This is a genomic window from Acinetobacter puyangensis (assembly GCF_900096995.1).
GTDB lineage: Bacteria > Pseudomonadota > Gammaproteobacteria > Pseudomonadales > Moraxellaceae > Acinetobacter > Acinetobacter puyangensis.
Map to the genome: position 1 here is coordinate 17,752 of NZ_OANT01000011.1, position 17,262 is coordinate 35,013.

Consider the following 17,262-nt stretch of genomic DNA (forward strand, 5'->3'; position numbering starts at 1 on the left):
TGTTATATTGTGGCAAAAATATTGCTTTATAAATATTTTTGGGTTGATACAAAAACATAGCGGAAGTTATATGCTATAACGGCCTAGAATATTTTTACTATGATTAAATTATCACATTTAAGGTTTTAACATCATGAAGTCTAATGTCGCCATTCGCAGTCAATTTCTGGATATACAGCAATTGGTTGAGCAAGCAGAATATATTGCAGATCAGGTACGTTATCTAAAAGATGGTCTATTATTGATTCAGGATGGGAAAATTAGCTGGTTTGGTGAGTGGCAGGAAGGGCAACAATATGTGACGGATTCGTTCCACGTGGAACATTATCCGGATCAGTTGATTATTCCGGGTTTTCTTGATACGCATATTCATTATCCGCAAACCGAAATGATTGGTGCGTATGGCGAACAGTTGCTGGAATGGCTGGATACCTATACTTTTCCAACAGAAATTCAGTTTCAGGATCGGGATCATGCCGATAAAATTGCCAAAATTTTTATTCAGGAATTATTGAAAAACGGTACTACTACTGCTTTGGTATTTTGTACTGTGGAATTACAATCGGTGGATGCCTTATTTGAAGAAGCAGAAAAATATAATATGCGTATTATTGCCGGTAAGGTAATGATGGATCGTTTTGCTCCTGAGGCGCTGCTGGATACCGCAGAATCTAGTTACCATGACTCCAAAGCACTGATTGAAAAATGGCACAATAACGGGCGTGCTTTATATGCAATTACCCCGCGATTTGCACCGACATCGACAGCTGAGCAACTGAAAAAAGCAGGACAATTAAAACAGGAATTTCCTGATGTGTATGTACATACACATTTAAGCGAAAATAAAAATGAAATTGCTTGGGTAAAAGAATTGTATCCAGAACAAAAAGGTTATCTGGATGTTTACGATCATTACGGTTTAACCGGTAAAAAATCGGTGTTTGCGCATTGTGTACATCTGGAAGAGCAGGAGTGGGATTGCATGCATGCCACCGATTCCGCCATTGCATTTTGTCCAACCTCAAATTTATTTTTAGGCAGTGGTCTTTTTCCACTAAAAACTGCATGGCAAAAACAGGTCAAGCTGGGATTGGGTACCGATATTGGGGCAGGTACATCCTTTAGCTTATTACAAACTGCAAATGAGGCATATAAGGTTCAGCAGTTACAAGGCTATAGTCTTTCTGCATTTGAAGCGTTTTATCATGCAACACTTGGTAGCGCAAAGGCATTGGATTTAGACGATAAGCTAGGTAACTTTAATGTTGGTAAAGAAGCAGATTTTGTGGTCTTGGATTTAAATGCCACGGTACTACAACAGTTACGTCAAAGCACCACAAAAAATATTGAAGACAAATTATTTGCTTTATTTACCCTTGGTGATGATCGTAATGTATTGGCAACCTATGTATATGGACAAAAGGTTTATCAGCGTGAATGAGAAAACAAAGAGTGCAAAATCAAATTCAATCAAGAGAATTGCTGGATTGGTGGGCGTTATGTGTGTCTTGCTTTTGCTTAAACAGGATCAATCGCAAAAAAATCCACCAACTAAAGCGGATTAGTCATGAATATTGTGCATGATTGCATTAAAATATCCCTCGTACCATCCATAGACAACGAAAGGTAAGCCATGGCTGCACAAATGGAAGTAATGATTTCTCAACAGGAAATTATACAACGAATAGAAGACATGGCTGAGAAAATTAATCAGTTCTATCAAAATAGCGATAAAGAGCTGGTGTTGATTGGCTTACTGCGTGGATCATTTATTTTTATGGCAGATTTATGCCGTTATCTTGATAAGCCCCACGAACTGGATTTTATGACGGTGTCAAGTTACGGTACCAAAACCAAATCGACCCGTGATGTCAGAATCTTAAAAGATCTGGATGGCGAAATTCGCGGTAAAGATGTTCTGGTTGTGGAAGACATCATCGATTCTGGCAATACCTTAAGTAAAGTGATTGAAATTTTAAAAACCCGAGAACCGAACAGTATCGAATTGTGTACGTTGATTTCCAAACCCTCACGTCGTGAAATTAATATTCCGGTGAGATTTATAGGGTTTGAGGTTGAAGATAAGTTTATTGTGGGTTATGGACTAGATTATGCACAGAAATATCGCCATTTGCCTTTTATTGCACATATTCTAGAAATAGATTGATTTTTATGCACAATAACGCTACATAAAAGTGCAAATTTTCCCTATATTTTTTAATGTGTTTCTTGAATACTTTGGGGGTCTGTTGACACTTCGTCTATGATTGCGACAGTGGCTGTTTTTTGGGTGATACTAGGCATGAATAGTGAGATTTAGTTTTTCTAAATGAACTATTCATAACGACGTAGCATCAAAAAACAACCCTGTCCCGAAGGGTTGTGGTTAAAATTCCCTCATACGTCGTTATGAAATTTGCTAATAGAACCACTATTACCTGCGTTTCATGCCTAGTCTGAAGAAATTTTAGCCGACAACGCAATCCATTTATGAAATATCAACAGACCCTTGTACACAAAACATAAAGGGAGAAACATAATATGCTGTCTTTAATTTGGGCCATTATTATCGGTTTTATTGCAGGTCTTATTGCAAGAGCCATTCATCCTGGAGAGGATAAAGCAGGCTTCATTGTCACCACTTTACTGGGGATTATAGGTTCTCTTGCTGCGACCTATGGTGGTCGAGCATTGGGTTGGTATGCAGAGAATGAAGCGGCTGGCTTTATTGCATCGGTTGTTGGCGCAATCGTGATTCTGTTTATTTATAACCTGATCAGTAAGAAAGCTTAATTTTTTTAAATTCATTAGGGCTTGAGGAAAATTTCTTTAGTTTAGTAGAAAGTCGAATCAGCCCTAATTTATTTGCTCAATACTCTGATTAATATGTTGCATCAGTGACGTCAATTGCTGACGAGAAATTCGTGTTTCAAATAGTGTGGTTAACCAGTTACTTTGATGTTTTTTGATATCTTGTATATTTTTCGCATTTTCAATTGCAATAATTAAATTTTTTGCCATTAACCCGGCATATTGTTTTAAGGTTTGTTGCATTAAAATTTTGATTTCCTCAAAGCTTAATATCGGTAATTCACTGATAATCTCTACAACAGGTTGTTCAATTTTTTCTACAATTACAGATTGTTCAACTACAGACTGCTTAACAGAATTTTCAGCAACATTTATGGTTTCATTAGATTCCGAGCTATTTTGTGCTATTGATGACTCAGATTTTGAGATACACGTAACGTGTTGCATTGTTAAAGTTCGATCTGAACTTGTTGTTTTAACAGCGTAGATTAGTCCCAATTGCAGTAAAATTTGATAGTTTTCGATACTGGCAATCTTGTTATACGCTTCTGAATGGTGTTGTTTAAGATCATCCGATTCTAATAGCAATAATAAAGTACGGGCACGTGCAGATAATCGCAAACGTCTTTGCTGAAGCTCTTCTGTACCTGAGATAGTACGTTTGTAGTGATACATAAAAATACTTCACAAAATTTTTGATTTAAATTAGCAAGCTAAAATGACAGGTTGGTGACTTAAGTTTTTATTTTTTAAGTAAAAATTTGATGGATTTATCAGTTTTTATTAAATTGATGAAAATTTTAACCAAAATAGATTTTAAACATTGTATAGTTTTTAATAGTGTATTTTGATAGATACCTTGCTATGCAGAAATTGTATTTGGAAGATTTAAACGTCGGTGATCGTTTTGTTAGTCGTGAATATGAATTAACAGAAGAAAAAATAAAAAGTTTTGCAAAGGAATATGATCCGCAACCTTTTCATTTAGATGCAGATGCCGCAACAAAGCATCCGATTTTTCAGGGTTTAGCAGGGAGTGGCTGGCAAACCGCAGCCATTACCATGCGCCTTTGGACAGAATGTATGCCACTCGCAGGTGGATTGGTTGGCTTTGGTGGTGATATACAGTGGAAATTGCCAACACGCGTCAATGATCGTCTGCATATTGAAGTCGAAATTACAGATATTCGACGCTCGAAATCCAAACCACTACAGGGTGTAGTGTCCTATTTGACTTTAACGAAAAATCAGCATGGACAGGTTGTACAACAATCAACCACCAATGTACTGGTCTGGAGTAAGGAAGCGCCCAATTTACCTGAATATTAAATCAGTTCAGTGCGAAATGAGATCAGACATAAAAAAAGCTTAGTCAAGTTGGACTAAGCTTTTTTAATTTTAGATAGAAATCCTGTCTTTATTCGCCTGCAAGTGAACATTCAAAGTTTGAAGGTTCGGCACTACAACGCGCACGTTTTAAAACAGCCGTCATTGAGGCATCGTAGATACCTTGTTTGGTCAACGCAATACGGGAATCACGCATCAATTTTTGATAGCCTTCTTTATCTCCGGCAGGAATGTCCATTTTATATTTTGCCGGGATCGCAGCTTCGAGTTTGGCAATGGTACTAAAGGATTTTGGCAACTGTTTTACAAACCAATCACGGGATTTTTGTCCGAAACCAGTAGGGAATTTACTTGGATTTACAATAACATTGCCGGTAACTTGCAGGATTGGAAAGTTGACCATGGCGCCCTTGGACCCTAAACCTTTATATAATTCCAGGGGTTTGAATGCATAGGCTGGCGCACCAATAATATCCACCTGTCCGTTATTGAATTTTGAACCAAAATTTGTAACATCAGAAGAAACAGGTTGTGCACCAATCTGTTGAACCATCTTTTTCTGGGCCTGATCGTAATCTAGCACAGCAATTTTTTTACCGGCAGCTTTTGCTACAGTATTGATGCTACGGTCATTAACGAATAAGTAAGCAGCCCCCATTGGTGCAATACCGACAACTTCATAACGTTTGTTTGCACTAACCATTTTGGCTGCATTACGGCTATTTAAGGCAAAGCTAATGGCACTTTGCGCCACTTTATTGTTGGGAACGCCACCGATAGAGTCAATGGAACCAACAAATTTATTATATTCACGACCTCGCATTGCGGTTAGGCTGACACCATCGCATTTCCCAGCCTTAAAATCTTCATTTGCAACGCGTTCATCGGTATAGGGCTTTAAACTGACATCTGCACCCCAAGCTTTGGCTTGTAAGGCCCATTCTTTCAATTGTTGATATGATTCACCTTGCGCACCTAATAAATCGAAAACACACACGGTCGCTGCTTGAGTATTACTGACTGCAGCAAAAGCTGAGGTTGCCATTATCACAAGAGCCAATTTTTTCATCTTTCAATCATCCTAATCAGATTTTTTATTTTGGGAGGAAAAGATCCTTATCCAACACACTAAAATAATATATTGCAAATCCTGAAAAGAATAGAGTAATTACTCCAAAATTAGCAGCTTTTTGTACAATTTCCTTTAAATATTGATGAAATTCACGCTCGATGATCATTTTATTTTGTTTGTCTCAGATTTTTTGATTCGTCACAGGCTTATTTGAGTACGAATATAATTTCTATACACTCCAGAAATTGATTACAATGCCCCAGTCTTGATAATTATCCTACTCGTAATGATACAACTGCAAAATTTAGCGATTCGACGTGGTTCCCGTGCACTGTTTCAACATGCCAACATGCAAATTCATCCTGGCTGGAAAGTGGGTCTAACCGGGGTAAATGGTGCAGGAAAATCATCCCTATTTGCAGCTTTATTGGGGCAACTCAGTGCCGATGAAGGTGAGCTTATTCGTCCGCAGACATGGACTGTGGCGCATATGGCCCAGGAAATCGAAGCACTTGATGTTACTGCACTGGATTTTGTGCTGGCGGGCGATGATGAATACTGGACGATCTGGCAACAATTGCAAGACAGTGATCGTTTAAGCACAGATCAACTGGCGCATTTACATGGCCGTTTTGATGAGATTCATGGTTATGCAGCGCCTGCTAAAGCAGCACAATTATTGGCTGGTCTGGGCTTTATGGAGCAACAACTTAGCCACACAGTAAAAAGTTTTTCCGGTGGTTGGCGGATGCGTTTAAATCTGGCTCGAACCCTGATGAGTCGTTCCGATTTATTATTACTTGATGAACCGACCAACCATTTGGATCTTGATGCGATCTTATGGCTGGAAGACTGGCTGAAGGCTTATTCCGGTACATTGGTACTGATTTCGCATGACCGAGATTTTCTCGATGCGGTCACCGATCATATTTTGCATATTGAGAATGGTGAGCTGACGCTTTATACCGGTAATTATTCTACGTTTGAAACCACGCGTAGCGAGCGTCTGGCACAACATCAACAAGCATTTGAAAAACAGCAAGAAACTCGGGCACATCTACAAAAATTTATTGACCGGTTTAAAGCCAAAGCGACCAAAGCACGGCAGGCGCAAAGCCGTATTAAGCAACTGGAACGGATGCAAACACTTGCACCTGCACATGTGGATACGCCTTTTACCTTTAGTTTTCGTGAACCGTCCAAAATGAGTTCACCGTTATTGATGTTGCATGATGCAAGTATAGGTTATGCAGGCAAAGTGATTGCTGAAAAAATTAATCTGCAAATTACTCCAAGTACCCGTTTGGGTTTGCTCGGGATGAATGGGGCAGGCAAATCAACATTAATTAAATCATTGGTCGGCGATTTACCGCTTTTAGCGGGTGAACGTCAGGCATCGGAATTACTCAATATCGGTTATTTTGCCCAGCATCAAATGGATGCACTGGATGATCAAGCCAGCCCGATGTTACAACTTGCCCGAATTGCTGATAAAAGTATTTCTGAAGCTGCTTTACGCTCATTTTTAGGCAGTTTTGGTTTTAGTGGTGAGCGTATGGACACGCCGTGCCAAAGCTTTTCGGGTGGAGAACGGGCACGTCTGGCCTTGTCCTTGATTGTGTGGCAGCGTCCCAATGTCTTGATTCTGGATGAACCGACCAACCATCTGGATCTGGATATGCGTCATGCTTTAACCATGGCATTACAAGACTTTGATGGGGCGGTGGTGCTGGTTTCACATGAACGTCAATTAATTGCTTCGGTCTGTGATGATTTGCTGTTGGTTCATGGTGGCCAATGTACCGCATTTGAGGGGGATTTGCAGGATTATGCCAAATGGCTAAGAGAAGCACGCCAACAGCATATCAATGCACAAAATGCCTTACAACAAAGTCAATCTTCTGAAATTAAAGTGCAAAAGGTGGACAAAGAAGCGCAACGTAAGGAAGCTGCTCGCCGCCGTGAATTAACCCGTCCGATTCGTAAGCATATTGAAAAAATTGAAAGTCAGATTGAGAAAATTCAGCCACGTTTATTACAGATTGATGTGCAATTGGCCGATACAGCATTGTATGAGGCCCAGCGCAAAGACGATCTATTGAAGTTGATGAATGAGCAGTCCGAATTAAAAACTCAACAGGCACTATTGGAAGAGCAAATGCTGGAATTGATGATGGAACTAGAAACGCTGGAAGACGGTTTTTAGGAATAATCGTACAGGGAAAAGGGTTCATCAATGAAGCAGGTTATCTTGGCACAAACGCAGCATATTCAGTCGATTATAGATTTGGTCAATCAGGTTAAGTAAACTATCATGCAGTGTATTAAAAAATAAAAGATTAGTTACGCCGGAGTCTTACATTATTTACTCATATATTAGAATTAACCTTCGGTTCGACCTACTTTTCTTTCGGGAAAAGTAGGCAAAACCATTTGTCAGTTGCAAACTCGGTCAAATACTATTATTAATTAAATGCATTGAAAAACGTTATTAAAAAAATGTAATCCTGACCTCGAACAAGCAACTGACGTTTCCACGTCTCATATTTCTTCTATTTATCTAATATTGAACAAAAAAGATGTTTGATGATGCGTTAGTCATAGCCTGTGTACATATTGAAAAGCATCTGGATTATGCCTATATCAGTATGTTGAGTACCCATATTAATTATCAGAATCAGGGTATTGGCAAAACCATGCTATCAGCAGCCGAGCAATTTATTGGGGAAAATCTGTCAGTTCAATATATTGAAATGTCGTTACTTTCCGCACGTAAGGAATTAATCGCATTCTATCAACGACGTGGTTATCAACTCAATGGACAGGTTCAGGCTTATCCATCTGATGCAGGTGTAGGAACACCACGGATTGATGATTTATACGTGCTGACGATGCGAAAGAATCGGGTTTTTTAGATTTCGTGTCAAGTATATGTCGATTATTGAGGCAATCTAAAATAAGAATAACTGACATTTTTATCTTTATACACATCATGACTTCTTTGTTTAAAGTCAGAGACCCAGTTTTGTCCACTGTAGCCTGCGATATGACCGTATTTATGCTTTTGGGTGCGATGAATAATATAAATATCACCTTCTTTGGGCTGATCAAAAGAAGGTTTGATTTGACGATATCCTAATGATAATAGGGTATTTCCCCAATCTGAGGCAGCAACGGGATGGGATTGAATTTTTGCCCCGGCAGATTGCAGTGCAATACGAATACTTTTTGCACATTTACTGCTACTGGTTTGACGATTGATATTTTTTAACTTATTGGTGAATTCATCCAGATTGAAATATTTAGCTGCCAAACCACGCATACCGCTAAACGGTCCCGAATGCGGCGTTGACGACTCGACAATCACTTGTGCTGGAGGTGTAGTATTTAGATAAGCGGCTTCAGAGGTAGAATAATCGTAAATCATAACAACATCATGAAATCTAAGACGGCAGTATAAATAACATAAATCTCTTCAAAAAGGCACAAATGTAATATTTTGAAATATTATTACATTGCAATTTTATCTTTTTTACTTTGTCTGCATTGATTAAATATGCGTTATCGCCCCCAAAACACGAACGCCTTTTGCACCAGTGACCGCAGGTAAATTACCAGATAATCCTTCACAAAAACGCATTGCTAACCAGGCAAAGGCAGTGGCTTCCACCCATGTCGGTGCGAGTCCCAGCACTTCTGTGGTTTGTACACTCCATTCATGTTTGCGCAAACGCCAGCGTAATTGTTCCAGTAGATGGCTATTAAATGCGCCACCACCACAGACATAGACTTCACCTGTTGGCATGATGTCCTTACTACGATAAATGGCTTTCTTGATTGCCCTTGTGGTGAGTTTCATCAAGGTTGCCTGTATATTTTCCGGGGTATCTTCTAATTCATCATATTCAAGTTCATTGCGCCAATCGGCAAGCTGGTCATCAAGCCATTCCAGATTAAAATCTTCTCGTCCGGTACTTTTAGGGGGTTCTTTGGAAAAATATTCATGGGCCTGCAAGCGATCTAGTAATGATCGGATTGGGTGTCCATAGGCCGCCCAATTGCCATTTTCATCATAGGGATTGCCTGTATAACGCTCACACCAAGCATCCATCAGGATATTGGCAGGCCCGGTGTCATAGCCATAGACAGCATCAGATTGACCCGCTGGTAGCATGGTAATATTGGCAATTCCACCCAGATTGAGAATGACCCGATGAATGGAATCATGCTGGAATAAGGTTTGATGGAAAGCAGGAACCAGTGGCGCACCTTGTCCACCTGCTGCCAGATCACGACTACGGAAATCATATACCACCGGAATGTTGGTTAATTCCGTAATTAAATGCGGATCACCAATTTGCAGGCTAAAACCACTTTCCGGACGATGACGAATAGTTTGACCATGAGACCCAATGGCACGAATTTTCGTGCGATCCAGTTGATTCTCATCAATCAGGCGATTAATGCCTTCCCCGATCATACGACCCAATGCCACATGAACAATGCCCATGCGGTCAATTTCATTATCATCAGGTAAAGTCAGTGCCATAAGCTGGTCACGTAAATCTTCTTCGAATTGCAATGTTAGGGTGGCGTGTAACTTGATTTTATAGGATGCCAAAGGATCAAAAGATGCAGCAACCAGATCAAGTCCATCCATGCTCGTGCCTGTCATTACGCCAATATATAATGAAGTCATGCTGTCGATGCCTGCATTTGCCGAAAAAAATGTTAGTATATCGCACAAATTGAAAGTTATAACTATTGGATTTTGTGATGAGTACTTTTCTACCCGCCGAAGAACAACTTGCCCTGATTCAACGTGGCACACATGAGATTGTTTCTGAAGAAGATTTATTGAAAAAATTGAAACAAAACCGTCCCTTACGGATTAAGGCCGGTTTTGATCCGACAGCACCAGATTTGCATCTGGGGCACACGGTTTTAATTAATAAACTGAAAGTATTTCAGGACTTGGGCCATGAAGTTTTATTTCTGATCGGCGATTATACTGCCATGATCGGCGATCCAACGGGTAAAAGTGCGACGCGTCCACCATTGTCCCGCGAACAGGTAGAAGAAAACGCCAAAACCTATCAGGAACAAGTGTTTAAAATTCTTGATCCGGCCAAAACCAAAGTGGTGTTTAACTCGGAATGGTTTAGCCAGAAATCTGCGGCAGATCTGATTCAACTGGCAAGCCAGCAAACCGTTGCCCGTATGCTGGAACGAAATGATTTCTCCCAGCGTTATCAAAGTGAACAACCGATTGCAATCCATGAATTTTTATATCCACTGGTACAAGGCTATGATTCTGTTGCACTACAGGCCGATGTAGAACTTGGCGGTACTGATCAAACCTTTAACCTGTTGATGGGACGTACCTTACAAGGCCGTTTTGATCAAGAGCCACAAGTCTGTATTACTGTACCGATTCTCGAAGGTTTGGATGGCGTGAAAAAAATGTCTAAATCTTTGGGGAACTATATCGGGGTGTTTGATGCACCGGGTGCAATGTACCAAAAAATATTGTCCATGCCGGATAGTTTGATTGAACGCTATTTTGAATTACTCAGTTTTAAAACCATGGATGAAATTGAGGCTTTACTTAAAGAAATGGCAGAAGGACGTAATCCGCAGGAGATCAAGCGTATTTTGGCATTGGAACTGGTGGAGCGCTTCCATGATGCCGATGCGGCTGCCAATGCACATAAGAGTGCCGGCAATCGTATTGTGGATGGTGAAATTCCGGAGGATATTCCGGAAGTGAGCATTTCATTAAGTGAAAATGGCACAGAAATCTTTATTTCTTCCATCTTACGTTTGGCAAATCTCACCAAAAATGCTGCGCAAGCCAAAGATGCTGTTGCGCGAGGCGCTGTAAAAGTCGATGGGGAGGTGGTCGATGCGTCATTCTCGGTAAATGAGCCAAAAACAGTGGTCATTCAGGCAGGTAAAAAAGCCATTGCACGAGTGACTTTTGTTGCTTAATGGGATCTTGCATTTGCTTGTTTTTTGTTCTATATTAAATCTAACTTGGAGGAGAGGTTAGGTAGCTGTCACTACCCAACCCTTGTTTTCTTAGTATGCTGATCTAGCGATCAGTACCAAGAGAACAATTACAATGATAAAGGTAAGTCGGGTCATTGTATCTCTCCAAGGCATTTGTAACATTTAACTGTTACGGGTCATTAACGCCGTAAGGCGTTAACCCGTGTATTGAAAACGATAATATTTGAATAATCAAGTTTAAAAAATGAACATCCCAGAAAATCCGACAAAGTGATTTGTGCTCATTGATAGAAAATAAATTTATTTATAAATCAATTAAATAGTATTAATTTAAAAAATAATTGTAAATAAAATGATACTTTTTCCAATCTCAATTGTTATATAAGTAAGACCATTCAAGATTCTTGTCGTAGATCAGTTTATTTGGCTTTTACGGTCACAATATAATCACTGTAACTATTGAGCTGCACGGGCAAAATCTGTGTCATTTGTTCAAGAATTTGTTGGGTGTTGTCCAGAGAGTAGGTGCCTGATACTTTAAGTGTTTGTAAGGTCTGATCACAGTGAATATAACCACGATGATATTCGGAAACTTGTTTAAGAAAATCACATAATGGGATTTGTTCAACCACCAGTTTATTTCTAATCCATGCCAGTTGTAATGAATCCGCCGGACTTGGATTGATTTGCGGCTGATCCGGGTTGAACTGAACTTGCCAGCCGGATTTCAAAATGATCGCCGGGTTGATTTGATCAGAACTGATTTTGACAGAGCCCTCATATACCGCTATAGCCAAATCTTTTTTAGATTGTTTGACCGTAAATTGTGTGCCGAGTGGCTGAATCACAGTATTGTTGCTATGCACTTGTAACGCAGGGAGGTGCGGATATTTATGACCTGTTTCGACAAAGATCTGGCCCTTTAATACATCAATTTTACGGGTATTTGCATCAAAATCTACAGCACTATTGCTGGCTAAAACAAGCTGGGTGCCATCTGAAAGCTGGATATGCCTGATTTCACCCACTTTAGTGCTGTAATCTGCTGTCCAGATCGCCAGATAATGTTGTTGATAGATCACAAAACCGATCCCCAGAATTGCACATAAGGCGCTGCCTTTTTTGATCCATTCAGTTAGGCTAGGAGAATCTTGACCTAATAAAATCTTTTGCTGTTGTTTGGGGACTTGTTCAAATTGTTGGTTAAAGCCATTTAATAATTGCCATGCTTGCTCGTGATCGGGATGCGCCTGTCGCCAATTCAGACAGGCGTGTTGATCGTCTTCACTGGCATCTTCTGCCCATAAGCGTGCCTGCCATTGACTGGCCTGTAATAAAATTTCTTCGGGAATGATGTGCTGTTGTCGCTTAGCATCAAATTTACTATTCATTCTGAATGGCCAAAATACAGCTTAATAATGCACGAGCAATATATTTCTCTACAGAAGATACAGAAATATTTAACATTTCTGCAATTTGTTTATAAGTTTTGCCTTCGAGTCGATGCAGTAAGAAGGCTTGTTTCACTGCCACGGGTAATTTTGACAATGCTAGATCTAATTGTAGCAGGGTTTCAATAATAAGGTATTGCTGTTCTGCGGAAGGCGCTTCCAGCGCAGGATAATCCTGTAATGTTTGTAGATAAGCTTGCTCTACACAAAAACGCCGATAGCGATCAATGATTAATCCCTTAGCAATTTTAACCAGATATTGACGTGATATTTCATCCGGGGGGAGGTTCTCCATGAGAAATAATCTCAGCCAGGTATCGTGTGCGATATCCGCAGCATGATCTGACCCGCCCAGTTTCTTTTGCAACCAATGATATAACCATGTCTGATGATGTTGATAAAGCTGTGAAAGTTTCAATTGCTTGGAAGATGTTATTGTAGACATAATATTTGTCATATTTTGCAAATAATAATGATTATCATTTATAGCATTAAAATTTATAATAGGCAATTACTATTTCTACCAAGTTAACGTAACAGTGTAAAAATTTATATCTTATTCTCTCATGGTAATTGATCTTTAGTCTATTGTTTTTTATTAATAAAAAATATTTTATGTCTGTCTTTTTTCAGAAAGTTTGAACAAGTATAAATACAAATGAGAAATATTTTAAAAATTATTTAAAAAAATATTGAGGTTTTTTCATTCTCATACGGAATAGTAAGTGAAAGGTAAATTTTTTTAGCAATCTTTTATACGTTGTGAGATTAAAATGAAAAAAACTGTAATTGGTGGGGTTAAGCAAGGTTTTCGGGTATCTGCGCTGGCATTGGCAGTACACAGTAGTTTCTTGATGGTCGGTACGTTTTGTGCCCAGCAGGCATTTGCCAGCGAACAGCAAGTTAATACCTATAATATTGCTGCGGGGAGTTTGGATCGTGTGCTGAATAGTTTCGCCAATCAGGCGCAGATCGATATGAGTATTGATGGGCGTTTGACTGCCGGCAAAAGCAGTGATGGTTTAAGTGGACAATATAATATCGAGCAGGGACTTGCCACAATACTTAAAAAAACAAATTTACAGGTGCAAAAGAATAATAAGGGTTATGTTCTATTAGAAAAAACATCAGCGCAAATACAACAACAATCTCGAACAAACCCAACAAACCACCTGACAACATCCAATGAAGGTCACGTTACTGCTTTACCTGTCATTGTAGTGACAGCCATAGATGATGATCCAAGAGAAGACTCAAAAAACAATTATGGGGTCAATCGTTCCAGCAGTGCGACTAAACTGGATCTGGCACTCAAAGATACACCGCAAAGCATCACCATTATTACCCAGAAACAGATTGAGGAACAGGCACTGACGGATGTCAATAAAATATTGGAAGCCACGCCGGGCGTAACCGTACAAAACTATGGCGTACCGGGTGCAGGACGTGCGACATTCTATTCCCGAGGTTATGAAATTAATAATGTGATGGTGGATGGCGCACCGACATTGATTAGTGGTTCTCGTGGAATGGAAATATTAGCAGGTATGGATACGGTGATTTATGACCGTGTTGAAGTCACTCGAGGTTCTACCGGCCTAAGCACCGGAACAGGAGATCCCTCTGCCAGCATTAACTTTGTACGTAAACGCCCGGGACTTGAAGCAGAACGCAGTGCCAAAATTAGTTATGGGCGCTGGGATAAAAAACGAGTAGAGCTGGATGTATCACAGCCTTTCACCAGCGATGGCAGTATTCGGGGGCGTTTTGTTGCAGCCTATGGGCAAGGCGATAGCTATATTGACCGGATACAGGAAGAAAGTAAGATTTTCTATGGGATTGTAGAGGCAGATCTTGGGGATAAAACTACTGTAGCCTTAGGTGGGACATGGTATGACAAAGATGTTGATGATGCCAGTCCACATATGACAGCAGGAGCAACAAATGCATACTCTAGTACAGGGATATTTGATGGTGGAAAACGCTGGAATGCCGCAGCTGACTGGTCATATTCTCATATGCGTAACTGGAATACCTTTTTAACTTTAAATCATCAATTTAATGATCACTGGAAACTGACTACGAACTATCAATATAGTAAAAACACTCCGGATAGACTTTGGGGAATTGTAGGAAATGAGTGGTATAACGAAGAATATAATACAGCAAATTTTAGTATTGGTCGGGAAAATCCTGCATCCAAAGTACAAAACCTAGATATTACCTTGCTGGGAAAATTTGATTTATTTGGACGTGAAGCGCAGATAGCCACAGGGATTAATGGTTATGATGCAAGACAAAAAAATCCGATATATGAAACGCTAGGAGGAAGCCGAGTTAATTGTACAATGCAATATACTCAATATGGCTGTGCTCATCTAGATGGTTGGAATGGTGATGTGCCCTATCCACAAAGACAGGAAGGTTCTAGGTTTGCTAGAATATATGGATATGATACATTCGGGACAGCTGCATCAATAAATCATAATAAAGAAAAACAATATGGATATTTTTTAAGTACAAAACTTGAACCACTACAGAATTTAAAGGTTATTTTAGGTACCCGATATAATCATTATAAGATTGAACAGGAAAAAGTTCTTTTTAATGGTCAGGTTGCTGATATTTATAGTTATGACTGGAATCCAAAAGATAAATGGATACCTTATGCCGGTTTAATTTATAATCTCACAGAAAATACCACAGCTTATGCTAGCTATACTGGAATATATAAAACACAATTAGAAAAAGATATTAATGATAAATTTTTACCTTTTATTGAAGGTAATTCCTATGAAATTGGTTTTAAAAGCACATTATTTGATAATAGATTAAATTTGGCCACTGCAATATTTAGAATGAAAGAAGATAATTATCCCTATGTAATGTTTAATGTCCCTATAAATCCAGAAACAGGACAACAATATCGCTGTACGCCCACAGAGGGCACTGTTTGTGAAATTAAATATGCTTCAGAGGGGCCTACGATCAGTGGATTTGAGATATCTGCACAAGGATCACTGACACCAGAATGGTTAATTAATGCAGGTTATACCTATTTACATATAGATCAAGTAGATGGAGATGCTAGATCAGCATCATATTCTATGTCAACAGGTGATTATAGTTATGAAAGACCAAAACATGCTATCAACTTGTCTACAAGTTATCAAGCCACAGAAGATCTAACATTAGGTGGATCTATACGTTGGAAATATAAAACAGTACAAGGAATTAGTAATTGTCGGATGCAAGGGGATGGTACAGAAAGTTGTACGTCAACTAAAGAAAGACGTGAAAATTTAATTGGAAATCAGGGGAGTTTTACAGTTTTTGACCTAATGGCTAGATATAAAATTAATGAAAACATTATTGCAGGATTAAATATTAATAATCTATTTGATAAAGCCTACAAAAAGAATCGATTATCCAGTCTTTATGGTGAACCTCTTAATGTCACATTCTCATTAAGCACTAGATTTTAAATAAAGGAGGATTAATATGATTTGGCCATAAATTATTAGGTAAAATTATCACTAAATAATATAATTTTTATTAAACATGGGCTTATAAATATTGTCTAGTGATTTTATATGTTAAATATATTTTATCATTAATGATAAAATATTAGTTATAATAAATTAATTTAAAAAGGTATAGAAAATGCGTAAACATACATTAAAAATAGGCTTAATTGCTGTAACCCTTCTAGCAACTTCGATTGTATCAGCAGGCGTTGACTTCAAGACTAATCTAACCAGCTATAATTTCCAAACTGAATCAGCAAATGTATTGGGCGGTTATAAAGGAAACTTTACTTATGGCGGTACGGATTATGGTGAAAGCAAGAATGCTGCACTAAATTTAACAACCTTAGGTGCAGGACTAACTCGCCATACAGGAAATGCTGATGCTACACCAAATGCAACCTATGCATTCTATAAACAACCGAACTCTGTAGTGATTGCAAATGCAGCCCGTGGTCTAAATGATTTCAATGATCGTCAGGTTGTTAAAGCTGTAGTTGGTACACCAACAGTGAAAAGTACCCTTCCAACCAATGCAATCTATGATTATACAGGAAAGGTATTTAATCATATTGCTGGAACAGAAGGCGATTTAGTTTATCAGGTTAAGAAGGTGGGTAGCACAGTTACAGGTTCTGGTTCCGTTAGTGGTATTTCGGGAGCTCGTCCAACAGTTGGTGCATTTACTTTAGGTGGTACACTGGATCAGGTAACATTTGACAATAATCTAAAAGCAACAGGTAATGCAACATTGACTTTAGTTGATAGCTCTGGCACCACAGTATTTCAAGATACTAAATATGATATTGGTATTTTTGGACCAGGTGCAGCAGAAATTGGTGGTGGTATCTACACCAAACAGGGTAGTACAGTTGCCAATGATCTCCAGCTTCAACGTCTAATTGGTGGTTATGCTTTTGGTGGTGCTAAAACTACCCCTTAAACAAGTAGACCCTTTGATCAGATATTCTCCTAAACTTCGTATCTGATTGATTAGCCGAGTAAACAATTTTTGTTTGCTCGGTCTAAGTATTAAAAATTC

Annotated in this window: 15 protein-coding genes; 9 read left to right on the forward strand and 6 right to left on the reverse strand. The window is 39.0% G+C overall.

What is annotated here, in order from left to right; genetic code table 11:
• The first annotated feature begins 133 nt into the window (after window positions 1-133).
• From guaD to CRO21_RS14950, 3 genes are all read left to right on the forward strand, one after another.
• A complete protein-coding gene (guaD, locus tag CRO21_RS14940; protein WP_097080114.1) occupies window positions 134-1,441 on the forward strand; it encodes a guanine deaminase in 1,308 nt (435 codons plus the stop codon).
• Between the two features lie 192 nt (window positions 1,442-1,633).
• Complete coding sequence (gene hpt / locus CRO21_RS14945; RefSeq protein ID WP_097080115.1) at window positions 1,634-2,167, forward strand: hypoxanthine phosphoribosyltransferase; 534 nt, start codon at window positions 1,634-1,636, stop codon at window positions 2,165-2,167.
• A gap of 374 nt (window positions 2,168-2,541) precedes the next feature.
• Window positions 2,542-2,793 carry a GlsB/YeaQ/YmgE family stress response membrane protein gene (locus tag CRO21_RS14950; RefSeq protein WP_097080116.1) on the forward strand — a complete coding sequence of 84 codons (252 nt, stop codon included), beginning with the start codon at window positions 2,542-2,544 and terminating at the stop codon, window positions 2,791-2,793.
• 63 nt (window positions 2,794-2,856) lie between these two features.
• Here the strand turns inward: CRO21_RS14950 and CRO21_RS14955 are convergent, their stop codons facing one another.
• Window positions 2,857-3,486 carry a hypothetical protein gene (locus CRO21_RS14955; RefSeq protein WP_097080117.1) on the reverse strand — a complete coding sequence of 210 codons (630 nt, stop codon included), beginning with the start codon at window positions 3,484-3,486 and terminating at the stop codon, window positions 2,857-2,859.
• A gap of 189 nt (window positions 3,487-3,675) precedes the next feature.
• Here CRO21_RS14955 and CRO21_RS14960 point away from each other — a divergent pair, with 189 nt between their 5' ends.
• On the forward strand, window positions 3,676-4,140 hold the full coding sequence (locus CRO21_RS14960) for a MaoC family dehydratase (RefSeq protein ID WP_097080118.1): 465 nt from the start codon (window positions 3,676-3,678) through the stop codon (window positions 4,138-4,140).
• Between the two features lie 88 nt (window positions 4,141-4,228).
• Here the strand turns inward: CRO21_RS14960 and CRO21_RS14965 are convergent, their stop codons facing one another.
• The gene (locus tag CRO21_RS14965; RefSeq protein WP_097080119.1) at window positions 4,229-5,227 is read right to left on the reverse strand and encodes a putative solute-binding protein; all 999 of its coding nucleotides are present in this window, start codon (window positions 5,225-5,227) and stop codon (window positions 4,229-4,231) included.
• Between the two features lie 289 nt (window positions 5,228-5,516).
• On the opposite strand from CRO21_RS14965, the gene CRO21_RS14970 reads away from it, so the two are divergent.
• Window positions 5,517-7,436, forward strand: coding sequence for an ATP-binding cassette domain-containing protein (locus tag CRO21_RS14970; protein ID WP_097080120.1), 1,920 nt, complete (start codon window positions 5,517-5,519; stop codon window positions 7,434-7,436).
• 373 nt (window positions 7,437-7,809) lie between these two features.
• Window positions 7,810-8,145 (forward strand): GNAT family N-acetyltransferase, encoded by a 336-nt coding sequence (locus tag CRO21_RS14975; protein ID WP_097080121.1) that lies wholly within the window; start codon window positions 7,810-7,812, stop codon window positions 8,143-8,145.
• A 23-nt stretch (window positions 8,146-8,168) separates the two neighbouring features.
• Here CRO21_RS14975 and CRO21_RS14980 read toward each other — a convergent pair whose 3' ends face one another.
• Together CRO21_RS14980 and CRO21_RS14985 are read right to left on the reverse strand one after the other, a co-directional pair.
• The gene (locus CRO21_RS14980; RefSeq protein ID WP_097080122.1) at window positions 8,169-8,657 is read right to left on the reverse strand and encodes a hypothetical protein; all 489 of its coding nucleotides are present in this window, start codon (window positions 8,655-8,657) and stop codon (window positions 8,169-8,171) included.
• Window positions 8,658-8,780: 123 nt separating this feature from the next.
• The gene (locus tag CRO21_RS14985; RefSeq protein ID WP_097080123.1) at window positions 8,781-9,929 is read right to left on the reverse strand and encodes an anhydro-N-acetylmuramic acid kinase; all 1,149 of its coding nucleotides are present in this window, start codon (window positions 9,927-9,929) and stop codon (window positions 8,781-8,783) included.
• Window positions 9,930-10,006: 77 nt separating this feature from the next.
• On the opposite strand from CRO21_RS14985, the gene tyrS reads away from it, so the two are divergent.
• Window positions 10,007-11,221 (forward strand): tyrosine--tRNA ligase, encoded by a 1,215-nt coding sequence (tyrS, locus tag CRO21_RS14990; protein WP_097080124.1) that lies wholly within the window; start codon window positions 10,007-10,009, stop codon window positions 11,219-11,221.
• A 440-nt stretch (window positions 11,222-11,661) separates the two neighbouring features.
• Here the strand turns inward: tyrS and CRO21_RS14995 are convergent, their stop codons facing one another.
• Both CRO21_RS14995 and CRO21_RS15000 read right to left on the reverse strand, forming a co-directional pair.
• Entirely contained in the window at window positions 11,662-12,633 is a 972-nt protein-coding gene (locus CRO21_RS14995; protein ID WP_097080125.1) for a FecR family protein, read from the reverse strand.
• The gene (locus tag CRO21_RS15000) at window positions 12,626-13,138 is read right to left on the reverse strand and encodes a sigma-70 family RNA polymerase sigma factor (RefSeq protein WP_097080126.1); all 513 of its coding nucleotides are present in this window, start codon (window positions 13,136-13,138) and stop codon (window positions 12,626-12,628) included. The genes CRO21_RS14995 and CRO21_RS15000 overlap by 8 nt, the downstream gene beginning before the upstream one ends.
• Before the next feature lie 328 nt (window positions 13,139-13,466).
• Between CRO21_RS15000 and CRO21_RS15005 the strand changes: the two genes are divergently transcribed.
• Together CRO21_RS15005 and CRO21_RS15010 are read left to right on the forward strand one after the other, a co-directional pair.
• Window positions 13,467-16,178, forward strand: a complete 2,712-nt coding sequence (locus CRO21_RS15005) for a TonB-dependent siderophore receptor (protein WP_097080127.1) — start codon at window positions 13,467-13,469, stop codon at window positions 16,176-16,178.
• Window positions 16,179-16,356: 178 nt separating this feature from the next.
• Window positions 16,357-17,163, forward strand: coding sequence for a factor H binding protein domain-containing protein (locus CRO21_RS15010; RefSeq protein ID WP_097080128.1), 807 nt, complete (start codon window positions 16,357-16,359; stop codon window positions 17,161-17,163).
• Window positions 17,164-17,262 lie beyond the last annotated feature (99 nt).